16 protein-coding genes are annotated in these 18700 nt (G+C 53.5%); 8 read left to right on the top strand and 8 right to left on the bottom strand.

Annotation, left to right across the window (positions count from 1 at the left end; genetic code table 11):
* The first annotated feature begins 22 nt into the window (after positions 1-22).
* A complete protein-coding gene (gene queC / locus CKQ53_RS09810) occupies positions 23-718 on the top strand; it encodes a 7-cyano-7-deazaguanine synthase QueC (protein ID WP_085651718.1) in 696 nt (231 codons plus the stop codon).
* Between the two features lie 277 nt (positions 719-995).
* Here the strand turns inward: queC and CKQ53_RS09805 are convergent, their stop codons facing one another.
* The 8 genes from CKQ53_RS09805 to bolA all read right to left on the bottom strand — a co-directional run bounded on the left by CKQ53_RS09805 (position 996) and on the right by bolA (position 10993).
* The gene (locus CKQ53_RS09805; RefSeq protein ID WP_085651717.1) at positions 996-1364 is read right to left on the bottom strand and encodes a ComEA family DNA-binding protein; all 369 of its coding nucleotides are present in this window, start codon (positions 1362-1364) and stop codon (positions 996-998) included.
* A gap of 138 nt (positions 1365-1502) precedes the next feature.
* Positions 1503-3383 (bottom strand): peptidylprolyl isomerase, encoded by a 1881-nt coding sequence (gene ppiD, locus CKQ53_RS09800; RefSeq protein ID WP_085651716.1) that lies wholly within the window; start codon positions 3381-3383, stop codon positions 1503-1505.
* A 236-nt stretch (positions 3384-3619) separates the two neighbouring features.
* A complete protein-coding gene (gene hupB, locus CKQ53_RS09795; protein ID WP_085651722.1) occupies positions 3620-3892 on the bottom strand; it encodes a nucleoid-associated protein HU-beta in 273 nt (90 codons plus the stop codon).
* Positions 3893-4086: 194 nt separating this feature from the next.
* Entirely contained in the window at positions 4087-6447 is a 2361-nt protein-coding gene (lon, locus tag CKQ53_RS09790) for an endopeptidase La (protein ID WP_167444808.1), read from the bottom strand.
* Between the two features lie 188 nt (positions 6448-6635).
* Positions 6636-7910: an ATP-dependent protease ATP-binding subunit ClpX gene (clpX, locus tag CKQ53_RS09785; RefSeq protein ID WP_026738836.1), complete on the bottom strand. Its 1275-nt coding sequence runs from the start codon at positions 7908-7910 to the stop codon at positions 6636-6638.
* Positions 7911-8073: 163 nt separating this feature from the next.
* On the bottom strand, positions 8074-8697 hold the full coding sequence (gene clpP / locus CKQ53_RS09780) for an ATP-dependent Clp endopeptidase proteolytic subunit ClpP (RefSeq protein WP_026738835.1): 624 nt from the start codon (positions 8695-8697) through the stop codon (positions 8074-8076).
* A 388-nt stretch (positions 8698-9085) separates the two neighbouring features.
* Complete coding sequence (tig, locus tag CKQ53_RS09775) at positions 9086-10390, bottom strand: trigger factor (protein ID WP_085651714.1); 1305 nt, start codon at positions 10388-10390, stop codon at positions 9086-9088.
* Between the two features lie 288 nt (positions 10391-10678).
* Complete coding sequence (bolA, locus tag CKQ53_RS09770) at positions 10679-10993, bottom strand: transcriptional regulator BolA (RefSeq protein ID WP_094118526.1); 315 nt, start codon at positions 10991-10993, stop codon at positions 10679-10681.
* Positions 10994-11336: 343 nt separating this feature from the next.
* Between bolA and CKQ53_RS09765 the strand changes: the two genes are divergently transcribed.
* From CKQ53_RS09765 to cyoE, 7 genes are all read left to right on the top strand, one after another.
* Entirely contained in the window at positions 11337-11915 is a 579-nt protein-coding gene (locus CKQ53_RS09765) for a lipoprotein (protein WP_094118527.1), read from the top strand.
* A 52-nt stretch (positions 11916-11967) separates the two neighbouring features.
* A complete protein-coding gene (gene ampG, locus CKQ53_RS09760) occupies positions 11968-13437 on the top strand; it encodes a muropeptide MFS transporter AmpG (protein WP_094118528.1) in 1470 nt (489 codons plus the stop codon).
* A gap of 423 nt (positions 13438-13860) precedes the next feature.
* Positions 13861-14808, top strand: coding sequence for a cytochrome o ubiquinol oxidase subunit II (gene cyoA / locus CKQ53_RS09755; protein WP_085651710.1), 948 nt, complete (start codon positions 13861-13863; stop codon positions 14806-14808).
* Between the two features lie 20 nt (positions 14809-14828).
* Positions 14829-16823, top strand: coding sequence for a cytochrome o ubiquinol oxidase subunit I (cyoB, locus tag CKQ53_RS09750; RefSeq protein WP_085651709.1), 1995 nt, complete (start codon positions 14829-14831; stop codon positions 16821-16823).
* Positions 16813-17427 (top strand): cytochrome o ubiquinol oxidase subunit III, encoded by a 615-nt coding sequence (locus CKQ53_RS09745; RefSeq protein WP_085651708.1) that lies wholly within the window; start codon positions 16813-16815, stop codon positions 17425-17427. Before cyoB ends, CKQ53_RS09745 begins: the two co-directional genes overlap by 11 nt.
* Positions 17427-17759: a cytochrome o ubiquinol oxidase subunit IV gene (locus CKQ53_RS09740; protein ID WP_094118531.1), complete on the top strand. Its 333-nt coding sequence runs from the start codon at positions 17427-17429 to the stop codon at positions 17757-17759. Before CKQ53_RS09745 ends, CKQ53_RS09740 begins: the two co-directional genes overlap by 1 nt.
* 16 nt (positions 17760-17775) lie before the next feature.
* On the top strand, positions 17776-18666 hold the full coding sequence (gene cyoE, locus CKQ53_RS09735; protein WP_085651721.1) for a heme o synthase: 891 nt from the start codon (positions 17776-17778) through the stop codon (positions 18664-18666).
* Positions 18667-18700 lie beyond the last annotated feature (34 nt).

The raw sequence follows: 18700 nt of genomic DNA, 5'->3' as shown, positions 1-18700 counted from the left end.
CTGCTCATTAAGGTGAATCAGCATGACAAGCGCAGTAGTTGTTTTTAGCGGTGGACAGGATTCCACAACCTGCCTGATACAGGCACTCAAGCAATACGATCACGTACATTGCGTGACGTTCGATTATGGACAGCGTCATCGGGCTGAAATCGACGTAGCTGCCGAACTGGCTCAACGCCTGGGCGCTTGCGCCCATAAAGTGTTGGACGTTCGTCTTCTGAATGAGCTCGCTGTCAGCAGCCTGACCCGGGACAACATTCCCGTGCCAGATTTCGACGAGAACCTGAAGGGTCTTCCCAGCACCTTCGTTCCCGGCCGCAACATCCTGTTTCTCACGCTGGCTGCAATCTATGCTTACCAGGTCGGTGCCGACACGGTGATTACCGGCGTCTGCGAAACCGACTTTTCGGGCTATCCGGATTGCCGCGACGAGTTCGTTAAAGCCCTCAACAAAGGGGTTGCTCTCGGCTTGGCTAAAGATATCCGCTTCGTTACGCCGCTCATGTGGTTGGACAAAGCCGAAACCTGGGCGTTGGCCGACCACTACGCGCAGTTGGAAACGATCCGTCACCATACGCTGACCTGCTACAACGGCATAAAAGGCGACGGCTGCGGTCAATGCGCCGCCTGCCATTTGCGTCAGAAAGGATTAGAGCTTTATCAGCAGAATCCCGAAGGCGTCAGGGCTTCACTGTTCAAGAAAACCGGTCTGAAATAACCGGCTCTGCCCGCTGATTGCTGCACCGGTGGTTATTCGCCAACGCGCACGCGTTTAACCACCGTCAGCATCTGTTTACCGGCATAGCCTTGGCTCACAGGTCGATATAGCCAGCGCGATGCCGATATGCTTATCCTCTTTACTGACCTGTTCCAGCCTTGACCTCAACCTGATGGCAGAAGCCGAATTGAGGGCATCATACAACTCACGTCGTCATCCTGATCAAAAGTCATTTACACCCGTCAGATTGTACCGCCCGGCCGTTGTGAACGAAGCGTTAGAGTCGCAAATGTGCTTGATTGCGTTCAATCAGCGAAGCACCAATCCCTGGGACTTCTTGTAGCTGATCGACCTGAGTGAAAGGACCGTTTTGCTCCCGATAGCTCACAATCGCCTGGGCTTTTTTCAACCCCACGCCATTAAGGATATCGGCTAGCTCTTCCGCCGATGCCGAATTGATACTCACTTTTTCTTCATCGCTGGCTGACGGTATGGCCTGTTCCAACTTTTTACCCGCGGCATCTTGCTGCAAAGTGGCAGCCGTTTTTTCGGTGTCTACTGTTGTCGCAGCCTGAACAAGTGCGGGCAAGCTCGACAGCGCCAGACCGACGATGAAGCACATTGTCTTGATTCCTGATTTTTTCATGCTGTTATCTCCTTGTGTTTGACAGCACACTCACCTTGCCTGAAGGGGAAATCAGCAACAATACGCCGTGTTCAAATGTGGAAAAGGCCGCGAAAGCGGCCTTTGTCTGTTGCAGTGCGTTGCATTATCTTGCGAGGGTTATTCCTGCTGTTGCGCCGCATTACCCAGCTTGATTTTCGCTTCACTGCGCAGGCTGTTAATCAGCACATCAAACAGAGAGCCAACGCCATTCTGTTTCACCTGATTAGCAAACTGCTGTTTCTGCTGGTCTTGCAGCGTATGAGGCTGAATGCTGTCCAGCGCCACAATCACCACATTGCCGGCCTGATCCTTTGATAAACCGTAAGAAGGCTTGTCTTTCTGCGGGATGGGCAAAGCAAAGATTGACTCCGCCATCACTTCGTTCTGGTTCAAAGAAGAAAGTGTTTTTGGCGCGCTGAAGCTCAGATTCGCCGCTTTCAGGCTGTCCATCTTGCCTTCCTTCAGGTCGGCCACGATTTTCTCGGCCTCAATACGCGCCTGTTGATCCGCCTTTTGGCGTTTCAAGGTCTGAATCACCTGATCGCGAACCTGATCCAGCGCTTCGGTGCTCTCGGCTTTGTGCTCGCTGATGCGCACAACGAAAGCGCGGTCGCCGTCAACGCTGATCACATCCGAGTTGCTACCCGGCGCGCCATTTTTACCTAACAAAGAACCACCGAAAATGGCCTGAGTGACCGGCTGGAAATTCAGCGCCGCGGGAACTTTATCCCGGCTAAACCAGTCGGTCTGGACCGTTTTAACGCCAGCAGCCTGTTCTGCGGAAGCCAATGATTCATTATCGTTGCTAGCCGCTTCACTGACTTTTTGCTGGAGCGCGTAAAACGCATCCAGCGCTCTTTCGTGTCTTACTTTCTCTGCCAGCTCAGTGCGAACGTCAGCCAACGGCTTGATTTGCTGCGGCTGCATATCGTCCAGACGGACAATCAGGTAACCCACCGTGGATTTAATCACGCCGGAAAGCTGACCTTTTTCAGTCAGCTTCGCCTGTTTCAGCTCGTCCACGGTGGCATTGTCGTCCATCCAACCCAGATCGCCGCCATTACGGCGAGATACCACGTCAGTTGAGATCTCTTTAGCCAACGAGGAGAAGTCTGCGCCCTGATGCAGTTTGTTCAGCGCTGCGTTGGCTTCCGCCTCGGTTTTCACTTGAATAAGGCTGTATTTTTTACGTGCGCCCAGCGTGAAATCGTTTTTGTGCTGCTCGTAATAGGCGCTGATTGCCGCATCGTCCACCTTGGTTTTATCCATGATGGCGGCAGCATCCAACAGGATGTAGCTGACTTTGAACTGTTCAGGCGCCAGATAACGGCTCTTGTTCTGCTCATAGAAGCTCTGAACGTCATCGTCGCTCACCGTTTGCGCCTGCGCGCGGTCGGCGGTGTTGATGGTCGCCGTACGAATGGTGCGATCCTGTGCAGCCAGCTGCACAAGGCGATCAAGCTCCTGAGGCAGCAGGAATTCTGTTCCACCCAGACCGCGGACCAGTTGCTGAGTGGTCAACTGCTTACGCAGCATCTGGGCAAATGAGTCCGGACTCAGACCAAGACGACGTACCTGGGTCAGGTACTTCTCGTTATCGAAACGGTTATCGGTTTGGAATTCGGGGATAGCGAAAATGGCCTGCTTGATCTGCTCGTCGCTGATACTCAAACCCAGCGTATGAGAATACTGATCCAGCAACGTTTCATCGATTAACTGTGACAATGCCTGCTTGCGCAACTGCTGCATATAGCCTTCGTTGCTCGCCAGAATAGAGAAGTTTTCTCCCAGCATCTGCTGCTGTCGGCTACGTTCGTTTTGCACTGCCTGTTCCAGTTGGGAACGGGAAATTTCCTGCCCGTTGACCTTCGCTGCATAATCACCTGACCCACGGATCAAATAATCACCTACGCCAGTCAGCACGAATGAACCGATGATCAGGGCCAGAATAATTTTAAGCACGACGTTATTCGCGGCCGCGCGTAAATTGTCCATCATAATGTGACAACACTCCGCTGTAGAATGGATGAAACTCCCTGCGCAGGCCGCAGCCATGCTTCCTTGCGATGCTATAGCCGCAAAACGGCCAGGGCGCACTCAGGCAACTGCCTGATGATAGTAGTCCGGATTTCCGGTAAAAAAAGGCACATCATTAAATGATGCGCCCCATATCTTACCTTACCCACATCGTGACGTCAGGTAATGTTTAGGGGAGAGATTCTCCCCTTGGACAATTAATTTACGGAGTCTTTCAGCGCTTTACCTGCGCGGAAGCCCGGGACTTTGGCGGCAGGAATACTGATTTCCTTACCCGTCTGCGGATTGCGGCCAGTGCGAGCAGCGCGCTCGCGTACGGAAAATGTGCCGAACCCGACTAAAGCAACGTCATCCCCTTCTTTCAGAGATTCAGTAACAGACCCAATAATTGCATCCAACACACGCCCTGCCGCTGCTTTGGAAATATCAGCATCTGCAGCAATTTTGTCGATCAATTGTGACTTGTTCACTCTTTCATCCCCTCTGAAATCCTGTGGCTGCATCCCTTATTTTCGGCGCAGCAGTAGCTTTAAAACATTCAGTTAAATCCACGGAAATTAGCCGTACGATTAACAGTGCTCTAACTTAGCCGCACAAAAAAAGGCTGGCAAGCATCATTACACTTACCAGCCTTTATTTTATGAATGGTTCTTGCGATGGGTCACTATTTCGCCGCCGCAGTCACCACTTTCATGCCGTGAGGCGAGTTTTGCAGCGCCAACTCCAGCACTTCTTCGATGCGTTTCACCGGGTGGATATCCAGATCCGCAATCACGTTTGCCGGAATTTCTTCCAAGTCACGCTTGTTTTCATCTGGAATCAGCACGGTCTTAATGCCGCCACGATGAGCCGCCAGCAGTTTTTCCTTCAAACCGCCAATGGGCAGCACCAGACCACGCAGCGTAATCTCACCAGTCATCGCCACATCGGCGCGTACCGGGTTGCCGGTCAGGCATGAGACTAGCGCGGTGCACATGGCGATACCGGCGCTCGGACCGTCTTTTGGCGTCGCGCCTTCCGGTACGTGAACGTGGATGTCGCGCTTCTCGTAGAAGTCTGAGTTGATCCCCAGAGCGTCCGCGCGCGCGCGTACCACGGTCAATGCGGCTTGAATCGATTCCTGCATGACTTCGCCCAGCGAACCGGTGTAAGTCAGCTTGCCTTTACCCGGCACGCAGGCGGTTTCGATCGTCAATAGGTCGCCGCCGACTTCGGTCCACGCCAGGCCGGTCACCTGACCGATGCGGTTCTCTTCGTCCGCACGCCCGTAGTCAAAGCGTTGGACGCCGAGGAACTCTTTCAGGTTGTCGCCGTTAATCTCGATGTGCTTGAGGGACTTGTCCATCAGCAGCGATTTAACCGCCTTACGGCACAGCTTGGAGATTTCGCGTTCCAGACTACGTACCCCCGCTTCGCGGGTGTAGTAACGGATGATGCCGATGATCGCGCTGTCATCCACCTTCAGCTCGTTCTTCTTGAGGGCATTGCGCTCAATTTGCTTCGGCAACAGGTGTTCCCGCGCGATGTTGAGCTTTTCGTCCTCGGTGTAGCCCGACAGGCGAATCACTTCCATACGATCCAGCAGCGGAGCCGGAATGTTCATGGAGTTGGAGGTCGCGACAAACATGACGTCCGAGAGATCGTAATCGACTTCCAGATAGTGATCGTTAAACGCCACGTTCTGTTCCGGATCCAGCACTTCAAGCAGTGCAGAAGCCGGATCGCCTCGCATGTCCGAGGACATTTTGTCGATCTCATCCAGCAGGAAGAGCGGGTTTTTTACTCCCACCTTCGCCATCTTCTGGATCAGTTTGCCCGGCATGGAACCGATGTAGGTACGGCGGTGACCGCGGATTTCCGCCTCATCACGCACGCCGCCCAGCGCCATACGGACATACTTACGACCGGTCGCTTTGGCGATGGACTGTCCCAGAGAGGTTTTACCCACCCCCGGCGGCCCTACCAGGCACAAAATCGGGCCCTTGATTTTGCTGACACGGCTCTGCACCGCCAGATATTCAAGGATGCGCTCTTTTACTCGATCCAGACCATAGTGGTCGCTATCCAGCATCTGCTGAGCTTTGACCAGATCCTTTTTGACCTTGCTCCGCGAGTTCCAGGGAACCTGCACCATCCAGTCGATATAGCTGCGCACGACGGTGGCTTCCGCGGACATCGGCGACATCATCCGCAGTTTCTGCAATTCCGCCTCGGTTTTTTCCCGGGCTTCTTTCGGCATATTCGCCGCTTCAATTTTGCGTTTCAGCGCTTCGTTTTCGTCCGGCGCATCATCCATTTCGCCCAGCTCTTTCTGAATGGCTTTCATTTGCTCATTCAGGTAATACTCGCGCTGGCTTTTTTCCATCTGTTTTTTGACGCGACTGCGGATACGCTTTTCAACCTGCAACAGGTCTATTTCCGACTCCATCATCGCCATCAGATATTCCAGACGTTCCGTAACGTCGGACATTTCCAAGACCGACTGCTTGTCGGAGAGTTTCAGCGGCATGTGTGCGGCAATGGTATCGGCCAGGCGAGCCGCATCGTCAATGCTGTTCAGCGACGTCAGGACTTCAGGCGGAATTTTTTTGTTCAGTTTGATGTAGCCTTCAAACTGATTGACCGCCGTGCGCATGAGCACTTCCTGCTCAGGCTCTTCGATTTCAGGCGAGTCCAGATATTCAGCCTGCGCGGCAAAGTGCTCTCCACTGTCAGACAACGTGGTAATACGCGCCCGCTGTAGGCCCTCGACCAACACCTTGACGGTGCCGTCAGGCAATTTCAGCATCTGAAGAATGGAGGCTACCGTCCCAACCGAGAAAAGATCGTTAACACCTGGCTCATCCGTTGAGGCCTCTTTCTGTGCAACCAGCATGATCTTTTTATCGTGATCCATAGCGGCTTCAAGGCACCGAATTGACTTCTCCCGACCAACAAACAACGGAATGACCATGTGCGGATAAACCACCACATCGCGCAGCGGCAATACGGGGATTTCTATGCGTTCGGAACGCTCAGGGTTCATAGAGCTCTCTCTTAGTTTCATTTCCGCCAGGTTAAGGGAATCTCGTGAAACAGGCTCTTCACGGTTTCGCCTCTAGGTATTCGAGTATATGGGGATAAATATCCTACATTCAACGTTAGATCGCGCTGAAAAAGGAATGGGGGGCTAACACCCCCCATTTTGTCGTTCGATGATGATTTTTAGGCGAATTATTCGCCAGAGGCTTGTTGCGCTTCGTGCTTGCCGTAAATCAGGAGCGGTTCAGACTGACCCGCGATGACGGATTCGTCGATCACGACTTTGTCCACACTGTCCTGAGAAGGCAGTTCGTACATGGTTTCCAGCAACGCCGCTTCAACGATAGAACGCAGGCCACGTGCTCCGGTCTTGCGCGCCATGGCTTTTTTCGCAATCGCCGTCAACGCGTCGTCACGGAATTCCAGCTCAACGCCTTCGAGTTTGAACAGCGCCTGATACTGCTTGGTCAGCGCATTCTTTGGCTCGCGCAGGATCTGAATCAGCGCGGCTTCATCCAGCTCTTTCAGCGTCGCGACGACCGGCAGACGGCCGATGAACTCAGGAATCAGACCAAACTTGATCAGATCGCCCGGTTCTACCTGGCCCAGCAGTTCGCCTTCGGTCACTTTCTGCGAAAGACCTTTCACCGTGGCATTGAAGCCAATACCTCGGCCCGTGTCAGTACGCTGCTCAATGACTTTGTCTAATCCAGCGAATGCGCCGCCGCAGATGAACAGGATTTTCGACGTATCGACCTGTAGGAATTCCTGCTGCGGATGCTTACGACCGCCCTGAGGCGGCACGGCGGCGATAGTCCCTTCAATCAACTTCAACAGGGCCTGCTGCACGCCTTCGCCAGAAACGTCACGGGTGATCGACGGGTTATCCGACTTACGGGAAATTTTGTCGATTTCATCGATATAAACGATGCCGCGCTGCGCTTTCTGCACGTCGTAATCACATTTCTGCAGCAGTTTCTGGATGATGTTCTCAACGTCTTCACCCACGTAACCCGCTTCAGTCAACGTCGTGGCGTCAGCCATGGTGAAAGGCACGTCGAGGAATCGAGCCAGCGTTTCTGCCAACAGAGTCTTACCGCTACCGGTAGGACCGATGAGCAGGATGTTGCTTTTGCCCAGTTCAACGCCGTTGCTGCTGTCACCGTTGCGTAAACGTTTGTAGTGGTTGTATACAGCCACGGCCAGGACTTTCTTGGCCTGCTCCTGACCAATCACGTAATCGTCAAGGTGATGGCGAATTTCGTGCGGGGTCGGCAACGCACTGCGTTCACGATGCGGGGCCACTTCTTTAATCTCTTCGCGAATAATGTCGTTACACAAGTCAACACATTCATCGCAGATATACACTGACGGCCCGGCAATCAGCTTACGAACCTCGTGCTGGCTTTTGCCGCAGAAAGAGCAGTACAGCAACTTTCCTGAACCGTCTTTGCGCTTATCTGTCATCAGTAAACCTCTTCTTTAGTCTCTTGCCCGCAGGCTAACCATACAGCGATAGCGCTACAGCGAACGCCACTATTTATAGCCAATAAGCGCAATCACACTCGCACAAAAGACTATCGGCCGAACACCGTCTACAGCTATACAGAGCGACCATCATAAAATGGATTTAGTCGCGATGAGTCAATACAGAATCGACTAATCCGTAGTCTACTGCCTCATCGGCAGAGAGGAAACGGTCACGTTCCGTGTCTCTTTCTATTTCTTCAAGAGACCGTCCCGTGTGTTTAGCCATCAGTTCGTTCATGCGTGACTTCACTTTCAGGATTTCTTTGGCGTGAATTTCGATATCCGTCGCCTGTCCCTGATAACCGCCTAGCGGCTGGTGAATCATGACGCGCGAGTTAGGCAGGCAGAAACGTTTGCCTTCCGCACCGGAAGTCAGCAGAAACGCCCCCATTGAGCACGCCTGTCCCATACAGATAGTACTGACGTCCGGCTTGATGAACTGCATGGTGTCGTAGATGGACATTCCCGCAGTGATCACCCCGCCCGGCGAGTTGATGTACAAATAAATGTCTTTCTCAGGATTTTCGGCTTCCAGAAACAGCATCTGAGCCGTAATCAGGTTCGCCATGTGGTCTTCAACCTGTCCGGTCAGGAAGATCACACGCTCTTTTAATAAGCGGGAATAGATGTCGTAAGAACGTTCCCCGCGTGCAGTCTGCTCTACGACCATTGGCACCAGGGCCATATGCGGAGCCTGTTTTACTTGTTCGCCACTGTATGACATCAACGTCTCCTAGATAAAATGCATTTGGCGCATATTGCCTGATTCTACTTGAGATACGAAGTGAAAACCACGCCCAGACCGAGTGGGATCGCCGTAACTCGAGACCTCAGAATCCGCCAGAATACCCAGCGATGAGTCATCAATTATCGGACAATTGGGCGTCTTGTGTCGATTTTCAAGCTTACACCACCGATTATTTTCGATTAACCCTGCATTACTCCGAAAAAAGCGCTGTGGATTCTGTTTTAGCTAAAATTAATGATAGTGCAAATAAATGCTTAGCGGCCGTAATCTCAGGAAAAACCGGCTCATAATCAGGCAGAAAAAAAGCCCGCAGCGATAAAACTGCGGGCTGTATCAGACTGACAACCTCGAAAGGTTAACGCAATTAGGCGTTGTTAGTCTGGTTCATCAGGTCGTTAAACCCAACTTCTTTTTCGGTCACTTTAGCCTGAGACAACAGCGTTTCAATCGCCTGCTCTTCCAGAGCGACGTTACGCATGTTGTTCATCATTTCTTTGTTCTTTTTGTAGAACTCGACCACTTCCTGCGGATCTTCGTAGGCTGCTGCCATTTCGTCGATCATCGCGGAAACACGGTCTTCATCGGCTTTCAGCTCGTTGGTATTGATGACTTCACCCAACAGCAGACCGACAACAACGCGACGTTTAGCCTGAGCTTCAAACAGTTCGCGCGGCAGTTCCAGAGCCTGTTTTTCATCGCCGCCGAAACGCTGAGCAGCCTGACGGCGCAGTACGTCGATTTCGCCGTCGATCAGCGCAGCCGGAACGTCGATGTCGTTAGCGTCGACCAGACCGTCGATAACCTGAGTTTTCACACGGTTACGCACAGCAGCTTTCAGCTCACGCTCCATGTTTTTACGCACTTCGGTACGCAGACCGGCGACAGAACCATCTTCAACGCCGAAACGTTTGATGAAGTCAGCAGTCAGTTCCGGCAGCTCACGCTCTTCGACCTTTTTCAGTACGATAGCGAACTGAGCAGCTTTACCTTTCAGGTTTTCAGCGTGGTAGTCTTCCGGGAAGGTGACTTCGATAGTGAACTCTTCACCCGCCTTATGACCCACAACACCGTCTTCGAAGCCCGGGATCATACGGTTCTGGCCCATAGCCAGTACGAAGTCAGACGCTTTACCGCCTTCAAATTCTTCGCCGTCTACGGAACCGCTGAAGTCGATGGTCACGCGGTCTTCAGCTTCAGCTGCGCGTTCAACATCTTTCCAAGTCGCCTGCTGCTTACGCAGGGTATCCAGCATGGCGTCGACGTCTTCGTCTTTAACTTCCACCAGCGGTTTTTCGACTTCAATGCTATCCAGACCTTTCAGTTCTACTTCTGGATACACTTCGAACTCAACGGTATAGGTAAAATCAGATCCCGCATTGTACTCGCCCGGAACATACTTCGGCGCGCCTGCAGGAGTGATATTTTCCTTGATGATCGCATCAACAAACTGACGCTGCATCAAGTCGCCCAGAACGTCCTGACGCACGGAAGCGCCATAACGCTGAGCAACGATATTCATCGGCACTTTGCCTTTACGGAAGCCGTCGATACGAACTTTTTTTGCCACGTTGACCAGCTCGCTCTTAACAGCATTCTCGATGCTGTCAGCAGCAACGGTAATCGTTACGCGGCGCCCAAGGCCTTGGGTGGTTTCAACTGAAACTTGCATCTTGTTACCTCAAAAAATCACAGTGCTCGGTCAACCTCAAAAGCCGTTTTCACAAAGCGCCCGAAGGCAGACTTTCTGATCACAGACTCACATCACCAGGACGGCCTCGCGAACCAGACCCGTTCCTTGTAGTCAGAAGCGTCCCGAATACATTCAGGAAAAATAAGACGCGGCATTATAGCGACATAGGCTGACCGAGTCGAGGAGAGTCACCAGCCTATTGCCGCACGAGGAATTACCGCTTTTGAACGACGTCTGAGGAGGCTTTGCGTCGAGACATCACCGACGTTAACGGTCGATTCCCGCCCCGCCGCAGGCAGGTGATACGGGAGCTGTCTGATGCTGATCGCGCCACTCCTGCGGGGTATAGACGTACAGCGCAAGCGCGTGGACTGCGCCCGCCATCTCCTCCGTCAAGAGCTCATAGACCGCACGATGGCGCTGAATCAGGCGTTTACCGTCGAACCGATCGCTGACCAGTACCACTTTAAAGTGACTTTCCGAACCTGCCGGCACTCGATGGCGATAGCTTTCGTTGATCACCTCAAGGTGTTCTGGGTTAAGCCCGGCTTGCAGCTTGGCTTCAATGGTTTCACGAATCATGGGTTAACCTTTAATAGCAGTTTGGGGACCGGGCACAGGGCGCTATTTTTACACGACCAGTGAGTGCGATCACGGGAATTCTCTTTGGCTGGCGACGATGCCGTTTGGTTTTTTTGCGCTCAAGCCGCATGCAGAATAATCCGCTAATGACGGCGCGAAAGGCTCTCAGGCATGGGTCGCATATCTTTTCTTCGGGAAGTTGTGATAAAAACAGAATCGGTTGTCGAACAGGCAAAGAACTTGCGATGCGAGCGATTCTCCGCTCTTTCTCTTGCCTGAGGCAATGGTATGATATCGCGCGTTTTTAACGATTAACCTTCTTATTATTACTGAGAACATTCGCATGTTTAAAAAATTCATTTTTCCATTGCTGGCCATCATGGCGCTGGCGGGCTGCGCAGGCAAAGGTAATACGCTGAATATCAACCCTAACATCGCGTTGCCTTCTCAGGATCCCAGCCTGATGGGCGTGACAATCAGCATCAACGGAGCCGATCAGCGTCAGGATCAGGCGCTGGCCAAAGTGAACCGCGACAGTCAATTAGTGACGCTGGTCCCTTCACGCGATCTGCGTTTCCTGCTGCAGGAAGCGTTGGAGAAGCAGATGACCGCACGCGGTTATATGATTGGCACCGGCGGTCCGGTCGCACTGCAGATCGTGGTCAACACGCTGTATGCCGACGTGTCTGAAGGCAACCTGCGTTACACCATTACGACCAAGGCGGACATTTCGATCATCGCTCAGGCCGCCAACGGCAACAAACAGGTCAAAAACTACCGCTCCACCTACAATGTTCAAGGCGCATTGACCGCGACCAACAACAAAATCACCACTGCGGTGAACCAGGTGTTGGGTGATGTCATCAGCGACATGGCGCAAGACACCAGCGTCAACGAATTTATCAAGACCAACGCACGCTAATTTTCACGCAGTTTCCCTTGCCCCGTCCGCGGGGCAAGCAAAAGGATGTTGCATGCCTCGTCAGCTCCACACGCTTTTCAACCAACGCAATTCACTGATCCTGCTCATTCTGGGATTTTCATCCGGCCTCCCTCTGGCATTGACCTCTGGCACACTGCAAGCATGGATGACCGTCGAGAACGTCGATCTGAAAACCATCGGCTTCTTCTCGCTGGTCGGTCAGGCCTACGTGTTCAAATTCCTATGGTCGCCGATGATGGATCGCTATACGCCATCTTTCTTCGGCCGCCGCCGTGGTTGGCTGCTGCTCACACAGTTGGGTCTTGTGGGGGCGATTGCGGCTATCGGCACATTAAATCCGGCTCAGGACCTTTGGTGGCTGGCGGCACTGGCCGTCGTGATCGCTTTCTTTTCCGCGTCGCAGGACATCGTCTTCGACGCCTACAAAACGGATTTATTGCCGCCGCAGGAACGTGGCAGTGGCGCCGCCGTTTCCGTACTCGGCTATCGGCTGGCAATGCTGGTTTCCGGTGGACTGGCGCTGTGGATTGCCGACCGTCTGCTGGGTTGGCAGTCGACCTATTGGCTGATGGCAGGTCTGATGCTGCTGTGTACGCTGGCTACCTGGCTGGCCCCGGAGCCAACCAATACTCAGCCTTCGCCGCGCTCGATGGAACAAGCCATCATGGCCCCGCTGCGGGATTTCTTCGGGCGCAACAACGCCTGGCTGATTCTGTTGCTGATTATTTTCTATAAGCTTGGCGATGCCTTCGCGGTCAGCCTGAGCACCACCTTTCTGATTCGCGGCGTGGGCTTTGATGCGGGCGACGTCGGCCTGATTAACAAAACGCTCGGACTTTTCGCCACCATCGTTGGCGCGTTATACGGCGGGATCCTGATGCAGCGCTGGTCGCTGTTCCGGGCGCTGATGATTTTCGGGCTGCTGCAGGCGGTCTCCAATGCAGGCTACTGGCTACTGGCGATTACGGATAAGCATCTGTTTTCTATGGGCGCCACCATTTTCATCGAAAACCTGTGCGGCGGTATGGGTACGGCCGCATTCGTGGCGCTGCTGATGACCCTGTGCAACAAATCTTTTTCCGCGACACAGTTCGCCTTGTTGTCCGCCCTGGCGTCCGTAGGCCGAGTCTATGTCGGTCCCCTCGCCGGTTGGTTCGTCGAGGATTACGGCTGGGCATGGTTCTACCTGTTTTCGGTCGGCATCTCTTTCCCCGGCCTGCTGCTGCTATTGCTGTGCCGCCGTACGTTGGAATACACCCAGACCCACGAGGATTTTCTGCCACGACGCGCCTACTCGCGCGGGTATACGTTGGCGGTGCGCTCGCTGTTTTTCGGCGTCGCGTGCTTCGCCATCGGAGCGGTCGTCTGGGGGATGTTCGGACTTGGCTGGCTGAATAGCCCGTCGGCGGCTGAAACGTTGATGGCGGTAGGCGTAGCGCTGGCTGCAGTCGGACTCACTCTGGGCAGTGTCTTGGACTATCTCTCGCTCAAACGAATTTAAGCCAAACAAATAGGCTGTTTCCCAGCAGCCTATTTTCTTCCTTCCTTCTATTTCTCACGCCAATATTTTATCCGCGGCCGCCATCGCATGATTTTTGTATCTCGACCGTCGTCGTCATCTTTTTTCCTGATTTTTAACGTTGACAAACCGTCATCCCGCACTAGACCTTAATGGTAGTGGCACGATAATTTTTTGAGGACGCGGTGTCATTTTCCATACGGATATGTCATTCCCTGAAGAAACTATTACCCACTGTTTTTAAATATATTTTTTTACAAACTGCCACACTGGTGACACAAAGAGAAAATCAGAGCAACAAGCAACTGACAACACTTTAATCATGTTTACAGTGTGGTAACCTTCCCGTAAAATGCCCGCTCGCGTGAAATAACAGATAGAGCCCCTTGTCATTGAGGTCGCTAGATGAGACTCAGGAAATACAATAAATTTTTGGGGATGTTCTCTTTATTTGCAGCCACCCTGCTCCTTAACGGCTGTGATATGGCATTGATGAACCCCAAAGGACAAATTGGGCTTGAACAGCGTTCGCTAATACTGACTGCCCTCGGGCTGATGTTGATCGTTGTCATCCCGGTGATCATTATGACGATCGTATTTGCCAGGAAGTACAGAGCTTCCAACGATAAGGCCAAATACACGCCAAACTGGTCGCACTCCAACAAGATCGAAGCCGTAGTTTGGACAGTACCCATCATCATCATCGTCATCCTCGCAACCATCACCTGGAAGACAACCCATCAGCTTGACCCATACAAACCATTGGATTCCGACGTCAAACCCATCAACGTCGAAGTCGTATCGCTTGACTGGAAATGGCTGTTTATCTATCCCGATTTGGGTATTGCCAGCGTGAACGAACTCGCCTTCCCGGCCAACGTTCCCGTGTCGTTCAAAATCACCTCCAACTCCGTCATGAACTCGCTGTTCATCCCTCGCCTCGGCGGGCAGATTTACGCCATGGCCGGTATGCAAACGCAGCTGCACCTGATCGCGAATGAACCGGGCAAGTACGACGGTATTTCCGGTGCTTATAGCGGCAAAGGCTTTTCCGGTATGAAATTCACCGCAATCGCTACGCCGAATCAGCAGGCGTTTGATCAGTGGGTGAATTCGGTGCGTCAGTCTTCCCATACGCTGAGCAACATGGGTGAATTCGAAAAACTGGCACTCCCCAGTGAATATCATCCCGTCGAGTACTTCTCGCAGGTACAGCCGGACCTGTTCCGACAGGTGATTACCAAATTTACTGGCAACGAAATGCACATGCAGCACCATGCGGAAAGCGCGCCGAAAGATGAAGGCATGCAGTCTCATGAAGGCATGGACATGAGCGAGCACTCCTCTCATTAAAGGAGCCGAGGGATAATACGATGTTCGGAAAATTAACTCTTGATGCGGTTCCGTACCATGAACCTATTATCATGGTCACCGTGGCAGCAATCATTCTAGGTGGGCTGGCGCTGCTGGCTTTAATCACCTATTTCGGCAAATGGAAATGGCTGTGGACCGAATGGTTCACTTCCGTTGACCATAAGAAAATCGGCATCATGTATGTCATCGTCGCCCTGGTGATGATGCTGCGCGGCTTCGCCGACGCCATCATGATGCGTACTCAGCAGGCGCTGGCCTCGGCCGGTGAGGCCGGTTTCCTTCCACCTCACCACTACGACCAGATATTTACCGCGCACGGCGTGATCATGATTTTCTTCGTGGCGACGCCGTTCGTGGTCGGCCTGATGAACCTGGTCGTTCCGTTGCAAATCGGTGCTCGCGACGTTGCTTTCCCTTTCCTGAACTCGCTCAGTTTCTGGATGTTTGTCGCCGGGGTCATCCTGGTCAACATCTCGCTGGGTGTGGGTGAATTCGCCCAGACGGGTTGGGTTGCCTATCCTCCCCTTTCGGGTAAGGAGTACAGTCCCGGCGTCGGGGTCGACTACTGGATATGGAGTCTGCAGATATCCGGGCTGGGAACCACGCTGACCGGCGTGAACTTCTTCGCCACCATCATGAAAATGCGCGCGCCCGGCATGAGCATGATGAAGATGCCTGTTTTCACCTGGGCATCACTGTGCACTAACGTCCTGATCATCGCAGCATTCCCGATCCTGACGGTCACCATTGCGCTACTGACGTTGGACCGTTATCTGGGCACCCATTTCTTCACCAACGATATGGGCGGCAACATGATGATGTACATCAACCTCATCTGGGCCTGGGGCCATCCTGAGGTGTACATCCTGGTGCTGCCGGTCTTCGGCGTGTTCTCCGAGGTGACCGCGACCTTCTGCCGCAAACGGCTGTTCGGCTATACGTCACTGGTGTGGGCGACCATCGCCATCACCGTGCTGTCGTTTATCGTATGGCTGCACCACTTCTTTACGATGGGGTCCGGCGCGAACGTGAATGCCTTCTTCGGCATCGCCACCATGATCATTTCCATCCCGACCGGGGTGAAAATCTTCAACTGGCTGTTCACGATGTATCAGGGACGCATTCAGCCTAACTCGGCGATGCTGTGGACCATCGGCTTCATCATCACCTTCTCTATCGGTGGGATGACCGGGGTACTGCTGGCCGTACCGGGCGCGAACTTCGTGCTGCACAACAGCCTGTTCCTGATCGCCCACTTCCATAACGTCATTATCGGCGGCGTGGTGTTCGGCTGCTTCGCAGGGATCACCTACTGGTTCCCGAAAGCCTTCGGCTTCACCCTGAACGAAACCTGGGGTAAACGTGCTTTCTGGTGCTGGATCATCGGCTTCTTCGTGGCCTTTATGCCGCTGTATGCGCTGGGCTTCATGGGCATGACGCGTCGTTTGAGCCAGCAGATCAACCCGGAATTCCACCCGCTGCTGATGGTAGCTTCGGCCGGTGCCGCGCTGATTGCGCTGGGTATCCTGTGTCAGCTGATTCAGTTCGTTGTCAGTATCCGCGACCGCGAACAGAACCGCGACCTGACCGGCGACCCGTGGGATGCGCGTACGCTGGAGTGGGCAACATCCTCCCCTGCCCCGTTCTATAACTTTGCGGTCGTTCCGCAGGTTCATGACCGTGATGCATTCTGGGAAGAGAAAGAGAAGGGCGAGGCCTATCGTCGGCCGAACGGCGGCTATGAAGAAATTCATATGCCTAAGAACACCGCCGCGGGTCTGGTCATCTCCGCCTTCGCTCTGGTCTTCGGTTTTGCCATGATCTGGTACATCTGGTGGCTGGCCGCCGTCGGTTTCGTCGGCATGATAGCGACCTGGATTGTGCACAGTTTCAATCAGGACGTGGACTACTACGTTCCCGTGGAAGAAATCGAGCGCATTGAAAACGCAAATTTCGAGAAACTCAGCAAGGCAGGCGTGAAAAATGTCCACTGATACTTTGAGTCACACGAATAACGCCCATGCAGAGCATGGGCATCACGATGCGGGAGCCACGAAAGTGTTTGGCTTCTGGATCTACCTGATGAGCGACTGCATCCTGTTTGCCTCGCTGTTCGCCACCTATGCCGTCCTGGTGGACGGCGTTGCCGGCGGACCGACGGGTAAAGACATTTTTGAGCTGCCGTTCGTCCTGGTCGAAACCTTCGCCCTGCTGTTCAGTAGTATCACCTACGGCATGGCGATGATCGCCATGAACAAAGGCGATAAGTCTCGGGTTAACCAGTGGCTGGCGCTGACGTTCCTGTTCGGCCTGATCTTCATCGGCATGGAGCTTTACGAGTTCCATCACCTGATTGCAGAAGGATACGGTCCGGATCGCAGCGCGTTCCTGTCCGGTTTCTTTGCGCTGGTCGGCACGCACGGTATTCATGTCACCAGCGGCTTGATCTGGCTGGCTATCATGATGATTCAGGTCTCCCGCCGCGGTCTGACCGCGACGAACAAAACCCGCCTGATGTGCCTCAGCCTGTTCTGGCACTTCCTTGACGTGGTGTGGATCTGCGTCTTCACCGTTGTTTATCTGATGGGGGCGATGTAATGAGTCATTCAACGCATGACAGTGCGGGCGCCAGCCACGGCACCGCCAAGTCCTATCTGACCGGCTTTATCCTGTCCATCATCCTCACCGTGATCCCCTTCGCGATGGTGATGACGGGCGCCGCGGCGACGCACATCATTCTGCTGACCGTGGTCGGCTGCGCCGTCGTACAGATTCTGGTCCATCTGGTGTACTTCCTGCACCTGAATACGTCGTCGCAAGAGCGCTGGAACGTTGTCGCGCTTGTCTTTACCGCCCTGATTATCGCGATTGTAGTTGGGGGTTCTATATGGATTATGTGGAACACCCATCACAACATGATGATTCAGTAACTGGACCGTCACAATGATGATTAAGCAATACCTACAGGTCACCAAGCCGGGCATTATTTTTGGCAACCTGATTTCTGTCATCGGGGGATTTTTACTCGCGGCCAACGGCAGCATTGATTATTCCCTGTTTATCGCGACGCTCTTCGGGGTGTCGCTAGTCGTGGCTTCCGGTTGCGTTTTCAACAACGTCATCGACCGCGATATCGACAAAAAAATGGAGAGAACCAAAAACCGCGTTCTGGTGCGAGGGCTGATTTCGCTGAAGGTGACGCTGGCGTATGCCGCGCTGCTGGGTATTGCGGGCTTTGCCTTGCTGTATATCGCCGCGAATCCGCTGGCCATGTGGCTGGCGGTGATTGGCTTTATCGTGTACGTCGGCGTCTACAGCCTCTATATGAAACGGCATTCGGTCTACGGCACGCTGATCGGCAGCCTGTCTGGCGCGGCCCCGCCGGTCATTGGCTACTGCGCCGTCAGCAACCAGTTCGACGCTGGCGCGCTGATCCTGCTGCTGATTTTCAGCCTGTGGCAAATGCCCCACTCCTACGCGATCGCCATTTTCCGCTTCAAAGACTACCAGGCCGCCAATATTCCGGTGCTGCCGGTGGTCAAAGGGATCTCCGTCGCGAAGCATCATATTACGCTGTACATTCTGGCGTTTATGATTGCCACGCTGATGCTTTCTCTGGGCGGTTACGCCGGATACAAATATCTGGTGGTTGCAGCGGCGGTCAGCCTGTGGTGGCTGGGTATGGCGCTGTCCGGGTACAAGAACCTGAATGACGATCGCCTCTGGGCCAAGAAGTTGTTCGTGTTCTCGATCGTCGCCATCACCTCGCTGAGCGTGATGATGTCGATTGACTCCATCACGCCTACTCAGGAAGCGATGCTGACTTACCTTCGCTAAGGATGTCAGCGTGCAGACAAAAAACAGACGGCTT

This window comes from Lonsdalea britannica, assembly GCF_003515985.1.
In the GTDB taxonomy this organism is placed as follows: Bacteria; Pseudomonadota; Gammaproteobacteria; order Enterobacterales; family Enterobacteriaceae; genus Lonsdalea; species Lonsdalea britannica.
The sequence above is the reverse complement of the archived record's forward strand: the minus strand, read 5'-3'. Positions and strand labels throughout refer to the sequence as shown.

Excerpts from the sequence above, each read along its gene's own strand:
- lon (WP_167444808.1), bottom strand. The coding sequence starts at position 6,447 with ATGAACCCTGAGCGTTCCGAACGCATAGAAATCCCCGTATTGCCGCTG.
- ppiD (WP_085651716.1), bottom strand. The coding sequence starts at position 3,383 with ATGATGGACAATTTACGCGCGGCCGCGAATAACGTCGTGCTTAAAATT.
- cyoB (WP_085651709.1), top strand. The coding sequence starts at position 14,829 with ATGTTCGGAAAATTAACTCTTGATGCGGTTCCGTACCATGAACCTATT.
- CKQ53_RS09805 (WP_085651717.1), bottom strand. The coding sequence starts at position 1,364 with ATGAAAAAATCAGGAATCAAGACAATGTGCTTCATCGTCGGTCTGGCG.
- CKQ53_RS09745 (WP_085651708.1), top strand. The coding sequence starts at position 16,813 with ATGTCCACTGATACTTTGAGTCACACGAATAACGCCCATGCAGAGCAT.
- CKQ53_RS09765 (WP_094118527.1), top strand. The coding sequence starts at position 11,337 with ATGTTTAAAAAATTCATTTTTCCATTGCTGGCCATCATGGCGCTGGCG.
- CKQ53_RS09740 (WP_094118531.1), top strand. The coding sequence starts at position 17,427 with ATGAGTCATTCAACGCATGACAGTGCGGGCGCCAGCCACGGCACCGCC.
- clpP (WP_026738835.1), bottom strand. The coding sequence starts at position 8,697 with ATGTCATACAGTGGCGAACAAGTAAAACAGGCTCCGCATATGGCCCTG.
- ampG (WP_094118528.1), top strand. The coding sequence starts at position 11,968 with ATGCCTCGTCAGCTCCACACGCTTTTCAACCAACGCAATTCACTGATC.
- cyoA (WP_085651710.1), top strand. The coding sequence starts at position 13,861 with ATGAGACTCAGGAAATACAATAAATTTTTGGGGATGTTCTCTTTATTT.
- cyoE (WP_085651721.1), top strand. The coding sequence starts at position 17,776 with ATGATTAAGCAATACCTACAGGTCACCAAGCCGGGCATTATTTTTGGC.
- queC (WP_085651718.1), top strand. The coding sequence starts at position 23 with ATGACAAGCGCAGTAGTTGTTTTTAGCGGTGGACAGGATTCCACAACC.
- tig (WP_085651714.1), bottom strand. The coding sequence starts at position 10,390 with ATGCAAGTTTCAGTTGAAACCACCCAAGGCCTTGGGCGCCGCGTAACG.
- clpX (WP_026738836.1), bottom strand. The coding sequence starts at position 7,910 with ATGACAGATAAGCGCAAAGACGGTTCAGGAAAGTTGCTGTACTGCTCT.
- bolA (WP_094118526.1), bottom strand. The coding sequence starts at position 10,993 with ATGATTCGTGAAACCATTGAAGCCAAGCTGCAAGCCGGGCTTAACCCA.